Source organism: Streptomyces liliifuscus, from assembly GCF_016598615.1.
Lineage (GTDB): Bacteria > Actinomycetota > Actinomycetes > Streptomycetales > Streptomycetaceae > Streptomyces > Streptomyces liliifuscus.
In genome coordinates this window covers 6178750-6196685 of sequence record NZ_CP066831.1, presented here as the reverse complement: position 1 = coordinate 6196685, position 17936 = coordinate 6178750, and the positions used below count along the sequence as shown (strand labels likewise).

Here is a 17936-nt window from a genome sequence, read left to right as displayed (position 1 = left end):
ACTGGACAACACCGGGCACCGGACAGCCCTGGACAGCGCCGGACAGCACCTGGCACAGCCCCCTTCCCCCCTTTTTTGCCCTGCCTTTGCGGCACCGTCGACCGAATCCACTTGCGTAAGTCAATCAATCTTGCCTATCGTTGAGTAAGTCAAGCAAATCCACTGTCCCTTCCGACGGAGGCAGCACGATGTCCGACGCCCTTGTCCGATCCGCCGAGGCCGGGGATTCCGCCCGGCCGAGGTCGAACGCCGTGGTGGCGGTCCTGGCCTTCGCCGGAATCGTCGTCTCGCTGATGCAGACCCTGGTGATCCCGATCGTCCCGGAGCTGCCGAAGTACCTGGACGCCTCGGCGTCGAACGCCGCCTGGGCGGTGACCGCCACCCTGCTGGCCGCAGCCGTCGCGACCCCGGTCGTCGGGCGCCTGGGCGACATGTTCGGCAAGCGGCGGATGCTGCTGGTCAGCATCGTCCTGCTGGTCAGCGGCTCGGTGGTGGCCGCGTTCAGCGACTCACTGGTCCCGATGATCGTCGGCCGGGCGCTGCAGGGTCTGGCGGCCGGTGTCGTCCCGCTCGGCATCAGCATCATGCGTGACGTACTGCCCTCCGAGCGGCTCGCCGGGTCCACCGCGATGATGAGCGCCTCGCTGGGTGTGGGCGGCGCGCTGGGTCTGCCCTCCGCCGCGTTCATCGCCGACAACTACGACTGGCACGTGCTGTTCTGGGTCTCCGCGGTGCTCGGTGCCGTCGCCTTCGCGCTCGTGCTGACGATCGTGCCCGAGTCGAAGGTGCGTACGGGCGGACGCTTCGACCTGGTCGGCTCCCTCGGTCTGTCGGCCGCGCTGGTCTCGCTGCTGCTGGCCATCTCCAAGGGCGCCGACTGGGGCTGGGGCAGCGGCACGACGCTCGGCCTGTTCGCCGTCGCGGCCGTGGTGCTGGTGGCATGGGGCTTCTACGAACTGCGTACGTCCCAGCCGCTGGTGGATCTGCGCACCACCGCCCGCCGGCAGGTGCTGTTCACCAACCTCGCCTCGATCGCGTTCGGCTTCTCGATGTTCGCGATGTCGCTGGTGCTGCCGCAGCTGCTCCAGCTGCCCGAGCAGACCGGCTACGGCCTCGGCAAGTCCATGATGACCGTCGGCCTGGTGCTGGCCCCGCAGGGTCTGGTGATGATGGCGATGGCACCGGTCTCCGCCGCGATCACCAAGACCAAGGGGCCGAAGATCACCTTGATGACGGGTGCCGTCATCGTCGCCGCCGGCTACGGCCTGAGCATCCTGCTGATGTCCGAGGTCTGGCACCTCATCCTGGTGTCCTGCATCATCGGCGCCGGTGTCGGCTTCGCCTACGGCGCGATGCCCGCGCTGATCATGGGCGCCGTGCCCGCGTCCGAGACGGCCGCCGCCAACAGCCTCAACACCCTGATGCGGTCCATCGGTACGTCGTTCGCGAGCGCCGTCGCCGGTGTCGTACTGGCGCAGATGACCACGGACTTCGGCTCGTTCGCCCTGCCCTCCGAGAACGGCTTCAAGGTGGTCATGGCCATCGGTGCCGGTGCGGCGCTCCTGGCGCTGGTCCTCGCCGCCTTCCTGCCGCGCCAGCGGACCGCCGCGCAGGCCGTCTCCCCCACCGGGGACACGGGCGACGGTCGGTCCGAGGTCACGGAGGTCGCCGGGGTGAAGTCGTAACGCCCCTCGCGCCCCGTACGCACGCCCTGTACGCACTCAGGTGGCCGCCTCCCGTGGGAGACGGCCACCTGAGTGCTTGGGTGTCCGGGCTGTCGTCGGGTCAGGGCTTGCGGCCCAGTCCCCCGTGCTGGCCGATCGGTGTCGGGGCCGGGTCCGTCTTCTCCGGGTGCCACAGCGGGACCGAGACGACGCCGGGCTCGACGAGTTCGAGGCCCTCGAAGAACGCCTCGATCTGGGAGACGGGACGGAGGAAGTACGGGACGGCGCCGGTCTCGTTGTAGCCGTCCTGGGCCGCCTCGTACGCCGGGTCGGTGCCGCGGGAACCGTCGTTGATGCACAGATAGCTGCCCGACGGGAGGCCGTCCACGAGGGCGCGTACAAGGGTGCGGGCCCGGTCGTAGTCCGCGACATGGCCGAGGATGCCGCTGAGGATCAGGGCGGTCGGGCGCGAGAGGTCCAGGGTCCGGGCGGCCTCCGCCAGGATGAGGTCCGGCTCGTAGAGGCTGGAGTCCACGTAGTCGGTGGCCCCCTCCTTCGAGGAGGTCAGCAGGACGCGCGCGTGGGCGAGGACCAGCGGGTCGTTGTCGACGTAGACGATCCTGGACTCCGGCGCGATGCGCTGGGCGACCTCGTGGGTGTTGTCCACGGTCGGCAGGCCCGTACCGACGTCCAGGAACTGTCGGACGCCCGCCTCCTCCACCAGATGACGGATGCTGCGGCCGAGGAAGGCGCGGCTGCTGCGGGCGATGGTCACGATGCCGGGGAAGACGGCGGTGTACGCGTCGCCGGCCGCCTCGTCGACGGGGTAGTTGTCCTTGCCACCCAGCCAGTAGTTCCAGATCCGCGCCGAGTGCGGCACGGAGGTGTCGATTCTCTGCCTCGCCGCCGGGCCGGTCGAGCTCTCGTGGTCGGTCATGGGCACCGTCTTCTCATCCAAGGCGTGTACGGACACGCACAAACATAAGGTTCAAGATTCACCGATCAAGGTCCAACCACCAAGATACGTACGGCTTTTCGCACTTCGCACGCCGACCCTGATATCGCGGCGACCGCAGGGCGGTCGCACGGCCGTGTGCCACCGCTCCGGGCCGGCCGGCAAGGGCGTGTGATGATGGCGGAAGTCGTGGAGAGAAGCGGGGGTGGCGACCATGACCAGCCGGTTGCTGATGCCGTACCGGAGCGCCGGACGGGCGGCACGGTCGGACGTACGGCGGGTGGCCCGGCCACCGGAGGTACGGGGTTCTACGCGGGCCACCGAGATCCTGGACTGGAACGATCCGAGTGTCACGGCCCTGGTGAACCGGGTCCGGGGGCGGGCCTCCGCATCCGAGACACTGCGCGTGGCGCACGGGATCATCGCGCGGGAGATCCGGCCGGTGTACTCCGTGGAGGACCGGCGGCGGGTCTCGACGACTCTGCGGCTGGGACGCGGTTCGTGCAGTCAGCGGATGGCGGTCCTTGAGGCGGTCGCCCGTGCCGTGGGCATCCGCACGCGGGTACAGGGCCTGCTCGTCGACGGGGCCTTCTGGTATCCGCGGTTCCCCCGGCTGAAGCCGCTCGTGCCCAAGCAGGTGCTGCTGGCCTGGCCGGAGTTCCGGCTGGAGGGCGCCTGGGTGCCGATCGGCGAGCTGTTCGGGAAGGCCGACGGCGACGGCGCGTTCACCAACCGGGGCGGCGAGACCCTCTTCGACGCCGTGGCCCGCACGACCGTCGAGTGGGGCGGCGCGACGGCCTGCGGCGCCGTTGGTGGGGGCTGCGATCTGTCGGCCCAGGTCCAGTCGGACCTCGGGCACTTCGACTCGCGCGATGCGCTCTTCGTTCAACACGGTCAGACTTTGTGCTTCGCGGCGCGGACTGTGGCGGAGCCGGTGCTGGGTAGGTGGAGCGCGGGCTCCTGAACGTTGCGGTGGGCATGTGGTTTGTCGGGTGCGGGCCGGTGGGGGCTGGTCGCGCAGTTCCCCGCGCCCCTTAAAGGCAAGGGCTACCGCCCCCCCAAAAAAAGAGACAAAGGCCGGGGCGCAGCCCCGGCCTTTGTCTTCAGGGGCGCGGGGAACTGCGCGACCAGCCCCCACGCACCCGCACACGTGCCCGTACCCGCCGAACACGCCGAGGTTCAAGCGACCAGCGAAACCGCGCCGACGGCCGGCGTCCGCAGCGCCCTGCGGGCCGTCGTCAGGCTGGTCACAAGCACCGCCGCCGCCGCGACCCCCACGATCCCGAACCAGATGCCCAGTCCTCCCTCCGGGAGGACAGCGTCCGTGCGGACCATCGTGAAGGGGATGATCCCCGCGAGCCCGGCCGCCGTACCGAAGAAGACACCCGTCACCGTGAGGACCAGGGACTCGATGCCGATCATGCCGAGGACCTGACCCGGGGTCGCCCCCGCCAGCCGCTGCTGGCCGAACTCCCGGCGCCGGTACGTCGTCGCCGCGTACAGGGAGTTGATCAGCATGATGCAGGAGAAGACCACGATGATGCCGACGACCACGAGGTTGAGGGTTTCGAGGTTCTTGGCGTCGATGGACTTCGGCACTCCGGAGGCGTTGATGGCGTCGTTCTCGACGGCCTGCATGTAGAGGGTCGCCGTCGCCATGGCGGTGAAGAGGATCAACGGCATGAGGACCCCGGACAGCTGCGCGGCCCGCTCGCGCATGGTGCGTACGGCGAGATAGCCGCTCGGGCCCGTCGCCGGAAGCCGGTCGAGCAGGGCCCTCAGCAGCTTCGGCGAGAGCAGCGCGAAGCCGACCGCGAGCAGGATCGCGCCGTACGCGGCCGGTGCCATCAGCGCGGCGTCGGTCGAGGAGAACGCGAAGGTGGAGCAGACCGACAAGGCGCCGAGGACCAGGGCGGCGCGGACGAAGAAGTTCCGTCCCCTGCCGCGGGGCCCGGTCTTCCGGGTGGCCCGGCGCACCGCGAGGAACGCAGCGCCAGCCGCCGCGAGGACCGTGATGTCGATGCCCGAGAGCAGCGCGACGTTCCCGAAGGAGTAGTCGACGGACTCGGCGACCTGCCCGCTGTCCTTGAAGAGGTCCAGCAGCAGCCGTCCGCCGAGCATCGCGGGGCCGATCGCGAGCAGCGCGCCCACCAGGGCGACGGCCACCGACTCTCCCACGACCATCCGCTTGATCTGTGCGGGGGTCGCGCCGGAGCAGCGCAACAGCTCGATCTCGGCGGAGCGCTGACGGACGTTCACCGTCAGGGTGGAAGCTACGGCGAAGAACACCAGGAGGGTGCCGTAGCCGCCGACGACGCCCGCCGAGGTGGAGAGGGTCTCCGCGCTCGTGGAGTCGACGCCCTTCGCGCCCGCCGTGTCGTGCATCGAGTTGAACGCCATGATGATCGCCGCGCCCAGGAAGGCGGACAGCAGCGTCGCGGCGAAGCGCCCGGGGCGCTGCCGGATGGAACGCATGGCCAGAGCGAGCATGACGGTCACACCCCCGCCATCACGTCGTCGCCGAGGTGCGCGAGGGCCTCGGCCACCGCGTCCACGGTCGGCCGGTGCATCTCACCGGCGAGCCGGCCGTCCGCGAGGAACATCACCGAGTCGGCGTACGAGGCCGCCACCGGATCGTGGGTCACCATGACGACCGTACGGCCGTGGACCCGGACCGTCTCCTGGAGCAGCCGCAGGATGTCCCGCGCGCTGCGGGTGTCCAGGGCGCCGGTCGGTTCGTCGGCGAAGATCACGCTCGGCTCGGTGATCAGGGCGCGGGCGATGGCGACGCGCTGGCGCTGGCCGCCGGAGAGCTGGTCGGGCCGGTGGCCGAGGCGGTCGCCGAGGCCGACGGCGGTGAGGATCTCCTCCACCCGGGCCCGGTTCACGCGGCGGCGGGCGAGCTTGAGCGGCAGGATCGTGTTCTGCGCGACGGTGAGGGTGTCCAGCAGGTTGTACTGCTGGAAGATGAAGCCGATCCGGTTGCGCCGGAACTTCGTCAGCTCGGCCTCGGTGCCGCCGGTCATCTCGGCTCCGTCGACCAGGACGATGCCGCTGTCGGGCCGGTCGAGTCCGGCCGCGCACTGCAGCAGCGTGGACTTGCCGGAGCCCGAGGGCCCCATCACCGCGGTGAACGTGCCGCGCGGCAGGGCGAGCGTCACTCCGTCCAGGGCGGTCACCGCGTTCTCCGCGCCCCCGTAGGTCTTGGTGACCTTCACCAGCCGCAGTGCCTCGGCGGCGGGGCCCGTGCCGTGGTCCTGGTTGCGTCGATCGGTTCGGCGAAACATCGTCATCAGCCTCCGTCGGGCACCGTCCGTGCCCCGCTGTCCGGGCACTTCCTGTGCCCCGCCAAAGACGCTACGGAGAAGACGGGGCAGGCACATTGGGCGCAGAACCCGTATCGGGGGGTGTACTCAGCGACACCTGTCCGGGAGGGAAAACCCGCTCCGGCCGTGGGCAAACCCCGGTCCTGGAGGCGATTCCGGGCTCCGCACCGCCCGGAACAGCGGACTTGTGGGGGGCATGACCACACGCATGCGTACCCTTTGCCTCCGCTTCGCCGCCCGTACGCCTCCACTTGCTTGCATCGACGGCATGGACCACATCACGTTCCTTGTGGCCGTCGTCATCGTCACGGCCCTCGCCTTCGACTTCACCAACGGCTTCCACGACACGGCGAACGCGATGGCGACCTCCATCGCCACCGGCGCGCTGCGGCCCAGAACGGCGGTCCTGATCAGCGGCGTACTGAACGTCGGCGGTGCGTTCCTGTCCACCGAGGTCGCGAAGACGATCTCCGGGGGGATCGTGGACGACACCCTGGTGACCCCGGGAATGATCTTCGCGGGGCTGGTCGGCGCGATCCTGTGGAACCTGGCGACCTGGCTGCTCGGGCTGCCGTCGAGCTCGTCGCACGCGCTGTTCGGCGGGCTCATCGGAGCCGTGTGGGTGGGCGCAGGCGAGCACGGTGTGCACTTCGACAAGGTCGTCGAGAAGGTGCTGCTCCCGGCGGTCGCCTCGCCGTTGATCGCCGGTGTGGCCGCGCTCATCGCGACGTACCTCGCGTACCGGATCACCTCACGGGCCCGGGAGAAGACGGTGACGAAGGGCTTCCGGCTCGGGCAGATCGCCTCGGCGTCGCTGGTCTCGCTCGCGCACGGCACGAACGACGCGCAGAAGACGATGGGCGTCATCACGCTCACGCTGATCTCGGCCGGGGCGCTCGGCCACGACGCCGGGCCGCCCCTGTGGGTGATCGCGTCGGCCGGACTCGCGATCGGCCTCGGTACGTATCTCGGCGGCTGGCGGATCATCCGGACGATGGGCAAGGGCCTGACCGACATCCAGTCGCCGCAGGGCTTCGCCGCGGAGGCCGCCTCCACGACGGTGATCCTGACCTCCGCGCACCTCGGTTTCGCGCTGTCGACCACGCAGGTGTGCTCCGGCGGCATCCTCGGGGCCGGGCTGGGCAGGCGTCTCGCCGAGGTGCGGTGGGGCACGGCGGGGCGGATGGTGGTGGCGTGGCTGGTGACGCTTCCCGCCGCCGCGCTGGTCGGCGGTCTCTCCGCGAGCGTGGTGACGCACGGCGGGAACTTCGGCATCGTGGTAATCGCACTCCTCGCGCTCGCCGTCGCCACCTTCATCGTGGTCATGTCGCGCCGCAACCCGGTGCACGCGTCCAATGTCAACGCGACCCACGAGGTCAGCGTCCGCAGCACGGCACCGGCAGGGGTCGGCACCGCCGCCTGAGCCGCGTCACGGAGACCGGGAAGAGCCGGGAGAGCAAGGAGAGTACGAACGATGCAGCTGGACTGGAGCGCCCTCGGCGAGGTCGCCGCGGTGAGTACCGGAGTCACGGTCGGAGTAGTCGTCGTCTTCGCCCTCGGCGTACTGGGCCTGGCCCGCGCGGAGACCGCGCGGGAGGGCGACGGCGGCACCGACCCGGTGGGGCTCGGCGTGGCCGGGCTGTGTTTCCTCGCGTGCGCGGCCGTGGTGGCGTACGGGATCTATCTGATCGTGCCGCAGTTCCACTGATCCTCCCGGGGAGTAGAGATGACCGAACTGCTGAGTGACATGCGCGTCGACTACACCGACCACGACGACCCGGTGCTGATCCGCCCCGACGGCAGCGCGGTGGACACCTGGCGCGAGAACTACCCGTACGAACAGCGCATGGAGCGCGGTGAATACGACTGGCACAAGCGGCTGCAGCAGATCGAGCTGCTGAAGCTGCAGAGCTGGATCAAGGAGACCGGGCGCCGGCTCGTCGTCGTCTTCGAGGGGCGGGACGCGGCCGGCAAGGGCGGCACGATCAAGCGCTTCACCGAGCATCTCAACCCGCGTGGTGCCCGGGTGGTGGCCCTGGAGAAGCCGACGGAGCGCGAGCGCGGACAGTGGTACTTCCAGCGGTACGTCGAGCATCTGCCGACGGCCGGGGAGATCGTGCTCTTCGACCGGTCCTGGTACAACCGGGCCGGTGTGGAGCGGGTGATGGGCTTCTGCACGGGCGACGAGTACCGGCGCTTCATGCGGCAGGCGCCCGCGTTCGAGCGGATGCTCGTCGACGACGGCGTGGACCTGGTGAAGTTCTGGTTCTCGGTGTCGCAGGGCGAGCAGCGCACCCGGTTCACGATCCGGCAGGTCGACCCCGTACGGCAGTGGAAGCTCAGCCCCATGGACCTCGCGTCACTCGACCTCTGGGACGACTACACCGCCGCCAAGGTCTCCATGTTCCGCGAGACGGACACCGAGCAGGCCCCGTGGACCGTGGTCAAGAGCAACGACAAGAAGCGAGCCCGCGTGGAGGCCATGCGCAGTGTGCTGGCCCGCTTCGACTACACGGGCAAGGACCACGAGGTGGTCGGCAAGCCGGACCCCCGGATAGTCGGCGCGGCGGCGACCCTGCTGGAGGCGGGCGAGGACGACGAACTGAAGGAGGGCTGGTAGGGGGCTCGCGGAGCAGCTCTCGGCCGGACTCTCGCAGGGGCGGCCGACGGCCCGAAGCCGTACGGGGACGCCTCAGCCCCCGCTGCTCCTGTCGCCGCCGCCCACCGTGAACCCGATCGCCGACCCCCCGCCCTCCCGGCGCCGGGCGAACGGGCCCCCGCCGTGGGCGGTCGCCACCTCGCGGACGATCGACAGTCCGAGCCCGGAGCCGGGCAGGCTCCGGGCGTCCGGCGCGCGGTAGAAGCGGTCGAAGACCCGCTCCAGGTCCTCCTCGGCGATACCGGGCCCGCGGTCGAGCACCTCGACGCGGACCGCGGCCCGTGCCCCGGCCCCGGCGCCCGGCTCCACCGGCGTCCCCGCCCCCGTCACCACGATGTCGATCGGCTCGCTCCCGCCCCGGTCGAACTTCGCCGCGTTGTCCACGAGGTTGGACAGCGCCCGCTGCAGCGCGCCGGGCCGGCCGTCGACCACCGTCTCGCCGGACACCCGCACCGAGACGGCCCGGCCCGTCCGCCGCCGCGCCGCCACCGCCACGTCCTCGGCGATGTCGGCGAGGGCCACCCACTGGAGCGGCTCCCGGTCCGACTGTCCGGCCGCGAGGTCCACCAACTCGTTGACCAGGTCGGTGAGTTCGCGGGACTCCTGGGCGAGGTCGGCGACCAGTTCCCCGCGGACGGCGGGCGGGAGCTCGTCGATCCTGCGGAGCATCGAGATGTTGGTGCGCAACGACGTCAGGGGCGTACGGAGTTCATGGCCCGCGTCCTGGACGAGGCGCCGCTGGTCCTCCTCGGACTGCGCGAGGCGCCCCAGCATGCGGTCGAAGGAACGGCCGAGCCGCGCCACCTCGTCGTACCCGGCGACCGGCACCTGGATGCCGAGCCGCCCGGTGCGGGCCACGTCCTCCGCGGCCCCGGCGAGCCGGACGAGCCGCGAGGTGATGCGCCGGGCCAGCCACCAGCCGAAGAGACCGGCCGCGATCACGACGGCGGCCACCAGCAGCACGGTCCGCTGCTGGAGTTCGCGCAACAGGTCCTCGGTGTCGCTGAACTCCTGCGCGATCTGCACCGCGCCCCGCCCGTCGCCGAGCGAGACGGTGGCCACCCGGTACATGCCGTCGCCGACGTCGACGTCACGGTGTTCCACCAGCCGGCCGGCCGTCCGCGCGGCCGCGGTCCGCCTGTCGTCGGCGCCGACGGGCAGCGGCGGATGACCCCGGTCGACGACCGACGCGTCCGGCCCGAGCACCTGTACGACGGTGCCGCTGGGCCTGATCAGTTCGTCGCGCGGACCGCCGTCGGTGTCGGCGGTGGCGAAGTCGGCGGGGGTCAGCGCGCTGTGGCGCACCTCGTCGAGCAGATCCTGCACGACACCCTCGAACACGGTCTGCTGGTCGACGCGTACGAGCCGGGCGGCGGCGTCGTACGACAGGAACCCGACCAGGACGGTGACGGCCGCCGCCACCGCCGCGAACGACACCGTGAAGGTGGTGCGCAGCGAGGACAGCCGGGCCCGCGCCACCAACCGCCTCAGGCGCGCGCCGCGGGAGCGCACTCAGTCCTCCCTCAGCACATACCCCACACCGCGCACCGTGTGGATCAGGGAGGGCACGCCCGGCTCGTCGAGCTTGCGCCGCAGATAGCCGACGTACACGGCGAGGTTCTTGGAGCCGGGCCCGAAGTCGTAGCCCCAGATGCGGTCGTAGATGGTGGTGTGGTCGAGGACGATGCCCGCGTTGCGGACGAGCAGTTCCAGCAGGTCGAACTCGGTCCGGGTGAGCTCGACCTCGTGCGGGCCCCGCCACACGCGGCGCGCCTGCGGATCGATGCGCAGACCCGCCGCGGCGATCTGGCCGTCGGGCATGCGCGGCGGTTCACTGGGTACGTCGACGGGGGCGCCCGTACGCCGGAGCAGGGCCCGGAGCCGGGCGAAGACCTCCTCGACGTCGAACGGCTTTACCACGTAGTCGTCGGCGCCGGCGTCCAGACCGGCGATGCGGTCTGCGGTCTCGACGAGTGCGGTGAGCATGAGGATGGGGGTGCGGTTGCCCTCTGCACGCAGGACGCGACAGACCTGGAGGCCGTCGATGCCCGGCATCATCACATCGAGAACGAGCACGTCGGGTGGGGTGCGGTGGGCCTGCGCGAGCGCCTCGACGCCGTCGGCGACCGCCGTGACCGCGTATCCCTCCAGGGTCAGGGCCCGCTCCAGGGCATGGCGGATCGCGCGGTCGTCCTCGGCGAGCAGCAGATTCTGGGGCACGGGACCAGTCTGCCAAGCCCCGCGGTACGTACTACCTGCTGGAGAGGGGTACGGCCGGGCCTCTTACCCGGCTCTCACCCTGCCGGGACCAGTGGCTTACCTCGCCCCGCCACTGTGTCCCCGATGCCGGGGGCGAGCGCCGCGACGGGGAGGCAGCGCACCGCATGAAACGTAGGGAGACCACCGAACGCATGAGGATCGTGTTCCTTCTGCACAACGCGTACGCCATCGGGGGGACCGTCCGCACCACGCTCAACCTCGCGGCGGCGCTCGCCGGGCGGCACGACGTGGAGATCGTGTCGATGAGGCGGCACCGGGACGAGCCGAGGTTCACCGTCGACCCGCGGATCACGGTGGTTCCGCTGGTGGACGAACGGGACGGCAGCCGGGACCTCACGGACCCGTCCTACGCCCGGCCGGCCGTCGACTTCCCCGCCTCCGACAAGCGCTACGAGCAGTACACCCGGCTCACCGACCTGCGCGCCCGCGACTATCTGGCGCACTGCGACGCGGACGTGGTGATCGGCACGCGTCCCGGCATCAACGTCTACGTCTCCCTCTTCGCGCCGCGCCGGGCCCTGCGGATCGGCCAGGAGCATCTGCGGCACGACTCGCACAGCAAGCGGCTGCGGGGTGTACTGGCCCGCGCCTACCGCTCGCTGGACGCGGTGGTGACGACAACGGAGGCGGACGCGGATGTGTACCGGCGGCGGATGCCGCTGCCCGGCGTACGGGTCGCCGCGGTGCCGAACATGGTGCCGGCGCCGGAGGGCCTCACCCGGGACGGGACAACGAAGGTGATCACCGCGGCGGGCCGCCTGGTCCGCGGCAAACGCTTCGACCTGCTGATCGAGGCCTTCTCCGCGGTCGCCTCGAAGGAACCCGACTGGCAGCTGCGGATCTTCGGCGGCGGCCCCGAGCGCGAACACCTCCAGCACCTGATCGACGGCCTGGGCCTGGCCGGGCACGCCCGCCTGATGGGTCCGCGTACGCCGATCGAGGCGGAGTTCGCCAAATCGGCGATGGTGGTCTCGGCCTCGGACGCCGAGTCGTTCGGGATGACCCTGGTCGAGGCGATGCGCTGCGGGGTGCCGGTGATCAGCACGGACTGCCCACTGGGCCCCGCCGAGATCATCACGAACGGCGTCGACGGCCGTCTGACGCCCGTGGGCGACGCCCGCTCCCTCGCCGAGGCGATGCTCGACCTGATCACGGACGAACCCCTGCGCCGGGCAATGGGCGAGGCGGCCCTGCAAAGCTCCCACCGGTACGACGCCGCCCCGATCGTCGACCGCTACGAGTCCCTGTTCACCGAACTCAAGGCAACCCGCACCCGCCGCGCCTGGACCCGAACCCGAGTCCGCGCCGCGGGCTGGGCCCGCCGCCAGACCCACCGCCTCCGCCGCCGCACCCCGACGGCCCGACCGCCCATCAACAGCCCAAGACCCACGGGCCCGTGACGCCCGGGGGCCCACCCTCCGAGCACGACTGAAGCGACCCAGGGGTCGGTCGTCGCGCACACAGACGCCGGACGAGGGCGTCACACCCAGTACGCCGGGCGGCCCACACGGGTTCCCAGTCCCCCAGGACCACCCGGCCCCGCACCGGCCCGCTCGGCTTCCCGGGCCAGTGCCCCGGGCCGCCCGCTTTCGCACGGCGGGCGGCCCGTGGGGGGCACTCCGTACATGGGCGCCCCTTCAGGGGCGCGGGGAACTGCGCGACCAGCCCTCACCGGCCCGCAGCCAGAACACAGCCGGAGATCCCCGAAGAAATCCCGGGGTACCCCACAAACCCGCCCGGCCGGCCGGAGGACGCCCCCAGCACCCCCGGCCGGCCGGTGCGGCGGCAACACCGCGGGCCCTACTCGCTAATCGGGTCGCAGAGCGGCGAGCTGCTGCTCGAAGGGGACCACCTCGAAGCCACCCCCACGCACGAGTTCCGCCCCACCCTGCGTCGGCACAGACACAGACCCAGACGCCGACGCAGCCCGCCCCGCCGACAGCCCGGTCATCAGCCCCGCCAACTCCCCAGCGGCCCGATCGATCCGCTCAACGAGCCCCTCGGCCCCCCAGTCCTCAGAAGCCGCGTACACCCCGGTCGGCACGACCACAGCCCGCAGATACGCGAACAGCGGCCGCAACGCATGCTCCAGGACCAGCGAATGACGAGCCGACCCCCCGGTCGCCGCGACCAGCACGGGCTTCCCGGTCAGCGCGTCCGGGTCCAGCACGTCGAAGAAGGACTTGAACAGACCGCTGTACGAGGCGGAGAACACCGGCGTGACGACGATCAGCCCGTCCGCCGACGCCACCGCGTCCAGGGCGGCACCCAGCGCGGGCCCCGGAAAGCCGGTGGTGAAGTTGTGCGCGATCTCGACCGCGAGGTCACGCAGCTCCACCACCTGGACGTCCGCCGAGGCGCGCTCGACGGTCGCGTTGGCCAGCCGGTCCCCCAGCAACCGCGTGGACGACGGAACACTCAGCCCCGCCGAAACGACGACCAGCTTCATGACGAGGCCCCCTCCTTGTCGACACCGGCACCGGCACCCGCACCGGAGCCGGAGCGGGAGTCGGCCGCTGCCGCGGTGGCGACCCGCGCCGCATGCGTCGGCGCCTCCGGCACCCCCGCCGGCCGCCGCTTGGCGAACTCCTCGCGCAGCACGGGCACGACCTCCTCACCCAGCATGTCGATCTGCTCCAGCACGGACTTCAGCGGCAGCCCGGCATGGTCCACGAGGAACAACTGACGCTGGTAGTCACCCGCGTACTCCCGGAAGCCCAGCGTCTTCTCGATCACCTGCTCCGGCGAGCCGACCGTCAGCGGAGTCTGCTCGGTGAAGTCCTCCAGCGACGGCCCGTGCCCGTACACCGGCGCGTTGTCGAAGTACGGCCGGAACTCCCGAACCGCGTCCTGCGAGTTCCGGCGCATGAACACCTGCCCGCCGAGCCCGACGATCGCCTGCTCCGCCGTGCCGTGCCCGTAGTGCGCGTACCGCGACCGGTACAGCTCGACCATCCGCTTGGTGTGATCGGCCGGCCAGAAGATGTTGTTGTGGAAGAACCCGTCGCCGTAATAGGCGGCCTGCTCGGCGATCTCCGGCGAGCGGATCGAACCGTGCCAGACGAACGGCGGCACGCCGTCCAACGGCCGGGGCGTCGACGTGAACGACTGCAGCGGCGAACGGAACTTGCCCTCCCAGTCGACGACGTCCTCGCGCCACAGCCGGTACAGCAGCGCGTAGTTCTCGACGGCGAGGTTGATGCCCTGCCGGATGTCCTGCCCGAACCAGGGATAGACCGGGCCGGTGTTGCCGCGCCCCATCATCAGGTCCACGCGCCCGTCCGCCAGATGCTGGAGCATCGCGAAGTCCTCGGCGATCTTCACCGGGTCATTGGTGGTGATGAGGGTGGTGGAGGTGGAGAGGATGAGGTTCTCGGTGCGCGCGGCGATCCAGCCGAGCATGGTGGTCGGCGACGACGGCACGAACGGCGGGTTGTGGTGCTCACCGGTCGCGAAGACGTCGAGCCCGACCTCCTCGGCCTTCTGCGCGATGGCGACCATGGCCTTGATCCGCTCGTGCTCGGACGGCGCACGACCCGTGGTGGGGTCCGGCGTGACGTCACCGACGCTGAAGATCCCGAACTGCATGGCTGCCTCATCCTCCGCAGGTTGTTTACGATTCAACTATACCCGCCAACGATGACCCTCGCGGAGCTATTCCCAGCCTCCGGTACCTCGGACACCCCGGGGCCGGGGCAGGGGCCTGGGCCGCGGTGGGGCCGGGGCTCCCTGCGCACGCCCGGGCCGTTGTCAGTGCCCCGTCCTACCATCCCGATATGGCCGCCCCACGCCGTGACACAAACCGTGACGCCGACCGCGACCGCGACACCGAGCGCGACACCAGAGGCATCGTCGACCCCGCGGAGTTCCTCGCGCGTGTGGACTTCCGGCGCCCCGAGCCCGCCGAGCCCCTCCGTCGTCACGTGGAGCACTACTGGCTGATCGACTGGGACCTGTCCGAGCCGTACGTCTCCCATGTGGTCCCGCACCCCGCGGTCCACATCGTCTTCCAGCAGTTCGAGGGCCAGGACCCCTTCGTCGAGTTCGCGGGCATCCAGCTCGGGCTCTTCACACAGAAGCTGGAGGGGCGGGGCCGGGTGTGCGGCATCAAGTTCCGGCCCGGCGCCTTCCACCCCTTTGCACCGCGGCACCCGGTGTCCGACTGGACGGGCAGACGCCTGCCCCTGACGGAGGTACTCCCCGCCGCCCGAAACAACCTCGACTCCGTGCTCACCCCGCCCGACGAGACGGACCGAGTGGCCGCGCTCGACACGTTCCTGCTCGGCCTGGCCCCGGCCCCCGATCCCCGCGCCGACCGGGCGACGGCCCTGGTCGAGCTGATCCGCACCGACCGCACGATCCGCCGCGTCGCCGACTTCGCCCACGCCCAGGGCATGACGGTACGAGCGATGCAGCGCCTCTTCTCCACCTACGTCGGCGTGGGTCCCAAGTGGATCATCCTCCGCTACCGCATCCACGAGGCCCTGGAGCACGCCGAGTCCACCCCGTCCACCGACTGGGCCACCCTCGCGGCAGACCTCGGCTACGCGGACCAGGCCCACCTGATCCGGGACTTCACAACAACAGTGGGCGTACCCCCAACGGCATACGCCCAGAGCAACCACTGAGGGGATGCGGGGACTCGGGCCCCTTCAAGCACGCGGGCGCCGTGAGCCCCTTCAGGGGCGCGGGGAACTGCGCGACCAGCCCCCACCCACCCGCACCCGACCCACAACCGCCCCCCGACCGTCACCACCCAGTACGCGGTGCGAGGGCCACCCAGCACACGAGCGCCGCCCAGAGAAAACGCTAGAAGACATACGTGTCCCCGGTGTCCAGCACCAGCACCTCCTGCCGGTCGTTGTGATGATTGCGATCCACCGCACCGCCGCCCCACACCGTGTCGATGCCCAGCGTCACCTCCGAGGGCGCCCCCCTCAGCCGTACGGCCATGGTGAGCGTCTCCCCCCACCCGTCAGCAGGCAGCGCCCCGGTACGGCACATCACCGTCCGCACCTCGGTCCGCGCGCACCCGGCCGGCAGCCCCTGCTCGTCCGCGAGCGGCACCGACCACCGCAGCCGTACGGTCGCCTCCGCGACGCCGGACGGACCGTGGTTCTGCGGGGTCATCCGCAGGTCCACACGTCCGCCGGTCATCGACAGATGCCCGTGATAGGCGAGATCGGCCTCGGGCGCCACGGCCGCCGGCGCCGCCGTGGCAGCGGGAGAGGCCACAGCCACGACGACAGCCGCACCCAGCCCACAAAGAATCCGCATGTGTCATGTCCTCCGCGTCGACCCGTCGGTATCAGTACGACCTCGTACGTCAACGGATGTATGCCACCTGGGCCGCACGACAGGCGCCGCCCATCAGGTGAGAGGGCGGTCGGGAGGGGCCGGGACGGAGGACTCAGGCCGGCAGTTCTTCGGGCAGCAGCCCCAGCTGTCCGAGGAAGTCCATCTGGTCGAAGTAGAGCCGGTAGCTGGCGATCCGGCCGTCCGCGTCGACGGTCGCGAAGTCGACTCCGCGGACCCTGATCTCCTTCTGCGTGGCCGGCAGCGACTCCCCGGAGGGCAGCACCAGCGGCCCCGTGTTCCTACCGCTGAAGAACCCCTCGTCGACGGCGGTGTCGCCGATCTCGTACGAGTACACCGTCTCGAACGTCGCCTCCGGGACCGCCTCGGTCATGTGCCGCCAGTACTCGACGATGTTGTCGCGCCCGTGGATCTCTCCCTCGTCGGGCGTGAAGGCGACCGCGTCCGCCGCGTAGAGCTCGGCGATGACCTTGAGATCCTGGTTCGTGGTCAGTGCCTCCGTGAGCCGGTCCATGACGTCACGTGCCTGTCCCATGATCCACCTCCTGAGCAGGGGATCACCCACCTCGATTTTCCCACCGGCCCCGTCCCTGTGCATCAGGTCACCGACCGGGCGTACACCCCGCCCGCCTATCCTGGCCGGTGAAGCAATCGACCGTACGAGCGAGCGGCGGCCCCGCACCACGGCCGCGCCCGCCCCCTCCCCCGAGGAGCAGCCCATGACCGCCGCCGCATCCGCCGCGCCCTCCGCCGCCTCCCGCATCGCCGTCGTCACGGGCGCGAGCAGCGGAATCGGCGCCGCGACGGCCAGGCAGCTGGCGGCCGCGGGCTACCGCGTCGTCCTCACGGCCCGCCGCAAGGACCGTATCGAGGCGCTCGCGGAGGAGATCGACGCGGCGGGCGGCCAGGCGACGGCGTACGCGCTGGACATCACGGACCGCGCGGCCGTCGACGAGTTCGCCACCGCCTTCAGGACGATCGGGGTCCTCGTCAACAACGCGGGCGGCGCGCTCGGGGCGGACCCGGTCGCGTCCGGCGACCCGGCCGAATGGCGCCAGATGTACGAGACGAACGTCATCGGCACCCTGAACATCACTCAGGCCCTCCTCCCCGCCCTGACCGCGAGCGGCGACGGCACGGTGGTCGTCGTCTCCTCGACCGCCGGACACGGCACGTACGAGGGCGGCGCGGGCTATGTGGCCGCCAAGCACGGCGAGCACGTCCTGGCCGAGACCCTCCGCCTGGAGATCGTCGGCACCCCGGTCCGCGTCATCGAGATCGCCCCCGGCATGGTCAAGACGGACGAGTTCGCCCTGACCCGCTTCGGCGGCGACACGGACAAGGCCTCGAAGGTCTACGCCGGAGTGGCGGAGCCCCTGACCGCCGACGACGTCGCCGACACCATCACGTGGACGGTCACCCGCCCCTCCCACGTCAACATCGACCTCCTGGTCGTCCGCCCCCGCGCCCAGGCCTCCAACACAAAGGTCCACAGGGAGCTGTAGTGCCGAACGCCGACCCCCCGGCCCAGCAACAGCCCACCACGTCCCCACCCACCCAGAACCAGGAACAACGCCGCCTGGCCCAGGAAAAGAAGGACGAACGCTACGTCTGGTGGTACCTCGCCTACTTCCTCTTCGGCATCCACCTCGTGGCATTCGTAATGATCTACGCGGTGACACACGCGAAGTAGGAATTGACGACGGGGCCCGGGCTGAAACAGCCCGGGCCCCGCC

At 70.8% G+C, this 17936-nt stretch carries 18 protein-coding genes; 9 read left to right on the top strand and 9 right to left on the bottom strand.

Annotation, left to right across the window (positions count from 1 at the left end):
- Positions 1–188 precede the first annotated feature (188 nt).
- Entirely contained in the window at positions 189–1685 is a 1497-nt protein-coding gene (locus JEQ17_RS26590) for an MFS transporter (protein ID WP_200397546.1), read from the top strand.
- Between the two features lie 100 nt (positions 1686–1785).
- Here the strand turns inward: JEQ17_RS26590 and JEQ17_RS26585 are convergent, their stop codons facing one another.
- The gene (locus JEQ17_RS26585) at positions 1786–2601 is read right to left on the bottom strand and encodes an SAM-dependent methyltransferase (RefSeq protein WP_200397545.1); all 816 of its coding nucleotides are present in this window, start codon (positions 2599–2601) and stop codon (positions 1786–1788) included.
- 232 nt (positions 2602–2833) lie between these two features.
- Between JEQ17_RS26585 and JEQ17_RS26580 the strand changes: the two genes are divergently transcribed.
- Positions 2834–3583 carry a transglutaminase domain-containing protein gene (locus tag JEQ17_RS26580; RefSeq protein ID WP_200397544.1) on the top strand — a complete coding sequence of 250 codons (750 nt, stop codon included), beginning with the start codon at positions 2834–2836 and terminating at the stop codon, positions 3581–3583.
- A gap of 215 nt (positions 3584–3798) precedes the next feature.
- Here JEQ17_RS26580 and JEQ17_RS26575 read toward each other — a convergent pair whose 3' ends face one another.
- Positions 3799–5109, bottom strand: a complete 1311-nt coding sequence (locus JEQ17_RS26575; RefSeq protein ID WP_200397543.1) for an ABC transporter permease — start codon at positions 5107–5109, stop codon at positions 3799–3801.
- A 5-nt stretch (positions 5110–5114) separates the two neighbouring features.
- On the bottom strand, positions 5115–5912 hold the full coding sequence (locus tag JEQ17_RS26570) for an ABC transporter ATP-binding protein (RefSeq protein WP_383397249.1): 798 nt from the start codon (positions 5910–5912) through the stop codon (positions 5115–5117).
- 301 nt (positions 5913–6213) lie between these two features.
- Here JEQ17_RS26570 and JEQ17_RS26565 point away from each other — a divergent pair, with 301 nt between their 5' ends.
- From JEQ17_RS26565 to ppk2, 3 genes are read left to right on the top strand one after another with little or no spacing between them, the layout of a single operon-like run.
- Positions 6214–7368, top strand: a complete 1155-nt coding sequence (locus tag JEQ17_RS26565) for an inorganic phosphate transporter (protein ID WP_200397542.1) — start codon at positions 6214–6216, stop codon at positions 7366–7368.
- A 51-nt stretch (positions 7369–7419) separates the two neighbouring features.
- Positions 7420–7653, top strand: a complete 234-nt coding sequence (locus JEQ17_RS26560; protein ID WP_200397541.1) for a hypothetical protein — start codon at positions 7420–7422, stop codon at positions 7651–7653.
- 18 nt (positions 7654–7671) lie between these two features.
- On the top strand, positions 7672–8565 hold the full coding sequence (gene ppk2, locus JEQ17_RS26555; protein WP_200397540.1) for a polyphosphate kinase 2: 894 nt from the start codon (positions 7672–7674) through the stop codon (positions 8563–8565).
- A gap of 72 nt (positions 8566–8637) precedes the next feature.
- Here the strand turns inward: ppk2 and JEQ17_RS26550 are convergent, their stop codons facing one another.
- Positions 8638–10116, bottom strand: a complete 1479-nt coding sequence (locus JEQ17_RS26550; RefSeq protein WP_200397539.1) for a HAMP domain-containing sensor histidine kinase — start codon at positions 10114–10116, stop codon at positions 8638–8640.
- Positions 10117–10824, bottom strand: coding sequence for a response regulator transcription factor (locus tag JEQ17_RS26545; protein WP_200397538.1), 708 nt, complete (start codon positions 10822–10824; stop codon positions 10117–10119).
- Positions 10825–11015: 191 nt separating this feature from the next.
- Between JEQ17_RS26545 and JEQ17_RS26540 the strand changes: the two genes are divergently transcribed.
- Complete coding sequence (locus JEQ17_RS26540; RefSeq protein ID WP_200401733.1) at positions 11016–12284, top strand: glycosyltransferase family 4 protein; 1269 nt, start codon at positions 11016–11018, stop codon at positions 12282–12284.
- Positions 12285–12691: 407 nt separating this feature from the next.
- Here JEQ17_RS26540 and JEQ17_RS26535 read toward each other — a convergent pair whose 3' ends face one another.
- Positions 12692–13333, bottom strand: coding sequence for an FMN reductase (locus tag JEQ17_RS26535; protein WP_200397537.1), 642 nt, complete (start codon positions 13331–13333; stop codon positions 12692–12694).
- A complete protein-coding gene (locus JEQ17_RS26530; RefSeq protein WP_200397536.1) occupies positions 13330–14472 on the bottom strand; it encodes an LLM class flavin-dependent oxidoreductase in 1143 nt (380 codons plus the stop codon). Before JEQ17_RS26530 ends, JEQ17_RS26535 begins: the two co-directional genes overlap by 4 nt.
- 188 nt (positions 14473–14660) lie before the next feature.
- On the opposite strand from JEQ17_RS26530, the gene JEQ17_RS26525 reads away from it, so the two are divergent.
- Positions 14661–15512 (top strand): helix-turn-helix domain-containing protein, encoded by an 852-nt coding sequence (locus JEQ17_RS26525; RefSeq protein ID WP_200397535.1) that lies wholly within the window; start codon positions 14661–14663, stop codon positions 15510–15512.
- A gap of 181 nt (positions 15513–15693) precedes the next feature.
- Here the strand turns inward: JEQ17_RS26525 and JEQ17_RS26520 are convergent, their stop codons facing one another.
- Entirely contained in the window at positions 15694–16161 is a 468-nt protein-coding gene (locus JEQ17_RS26520) for a hypothetical protein (RefSeq protein ID WP_200397534.1), read from the bottom strand.
- Between the two features lie 133 nt (positions 16162–16294).
- On the bottom strand, positions 16295–16735 hold the full coding sequence (locus JEQ17_RS26515) for an ester cyclase (protein WP_200397533.1): 441 nt from the start codon (positions 16733–16735) through the stop codon (positions 16295–16297).
- Positions 16736–16919: 184 nt separating this feature from the next.
- Here JEQ17_RS26515 and JEQ17_RS26510 point away from each other — a divergent pair, with 184 nt between their 5' ends.
- Both JEQ17_RS26510 and JEQ17_RS26505 read left to right on the top strand, forming a co-directional pair.
- Positions 16920–17705, top strand: coding sequence for an SDR family NAD(P)-dependent oxidoreductase (locus JEQ17_RS26510; RefSeq protein WP_200397532.1), 786 nt, complete (start codon positions 16920–16922; stop codon positions 17703–17705).
- Positions 17705–17893 (top strand): hypothetical protein, encoded by a 189-nt coding sequence (locus tag JEQ17_RS26505; RefSeq protein WP_200402118.1) that lies wholly within the window; start codon positions 17705–17707, stop codon positions 17891–17893. The genes JEQ17_RS26510 and JEQ17_RS26505 overlap by 1 nt, the downstream gene beginning before the upstream one ends.
- Positions 17894–17936 lie beyond the last annotated feature (43 nt).

Excerpts from the sequence above, each read along its gene's own strand:
- ppk2 (WP_200397540.1), top strand. The coding sequence starts at position 7,672 with ATGACCGAACTGCTGAGTGACATGCGCGTCGACTACACCGACCACGAC.
- JEQ17_RS26560 (WP_200397541.1), top strand. The coding sequence starts at position 7,420 with ATGCAGCTGGACTGGAGCGCCCTCGGCGAGGTCGCCGCGGTGAGTACC.
- JEQ17_RS26530 (WP_200397536.1), bottom strand. The coding sequence starts at position 14,472 with ATGCAGTTCGGGATCTTCAGCGTCGGTGACGTCACGCCGGACCCCACC.
- JEQ17_RS26575 (WP_200397543.1), bottom strand. The coding sequence starts at position 5,109 with ATGCTCGCTCTGGCCATGCGTTCCATCCGGCAGCGCCCCGGGCGCTTC.
- JEQ17_RS26570 (WP_383397249.1), bottom strand. The coding sequence starts at position 5,912 with ATGACGATGTTTCGCCGAACCGATCGACGCAACCAGGACCACGGCACG.
- JEQ17_RS26525 (WP_200397535.1), top strand. The coding sequence starts at position 14,661 with ATGGCCGCCCCACGCCGTGACACAAACCGTGACGCCGACCGCGACCGC.
- JEQ17_RS26540 (WP_200401733.1), top strand. The coding sequence starts at position 11,016 with ATGAGGATCGTGTTCCTTCTGCACAACGCGTACGCCATCGGGGGGACC.
- JEQ17_RS26590 (WP_200397546.1), top strand. The coding sequence starts at position 189 with ATGTCCGACGCCCTTGTCCGATCCGCCGAGGCCGGGGATTCCGCCCGG.
- JEQ17_RS26585 (WP_200397545.1), bottom strand. The coding sequence starts at position 2,601 with ATGACCGACCACGAGAGCTCGACCGGCCCGGCGGCGAGGCAGAGAATC.
- JEQ17_RS26580 (WP_200397544.1), top strand. The coding sequence starts at position 2,834 with ATGACCAGCCGGTTGCTGATGCCGTACCGGAGCGCCGGACGGGCGGCA.
- JEQ17_RS26535 (WP_200397537.1), bottom strand. The coding sequence starts at position 13,333 with ATGAAGCTGGTCGTCGTTTCGGCGGGGCTGAGTGTTCCGTCGTCCACG.
- JEQ17_RS26520 (WP_200397534.1), bottom strand. The coding sequence starts at position 16,161 with ATGCGGATTCTTTGTGGGCTGGGTGCGGCTGTCGTCGTGGCTGTGGCC.
- JEQ17_RS26510 (WP_200397532.1), top strand. The coding sequence starts at position 16,920 with ATGACCGCCGCCGCATCCGCCGCGCCCTCCGCCGCCTCCCGCATCGCC.
- JEQ17_RS26515 (WP_200397533.1), bottom strand. The coding sequence starts at position 16,735 with ATGGGACAGGCACGTGACGTCATGGACCGGCTCACGGAGGCACTGACC.
- JEQ17_RS26565 (WP_200397542.1), top strand. The coding sequence starts at position 6,214 with ATGGACCACATCACGTTCCTTGTGGCCGTCGTCATCGTCACGGCCCTC.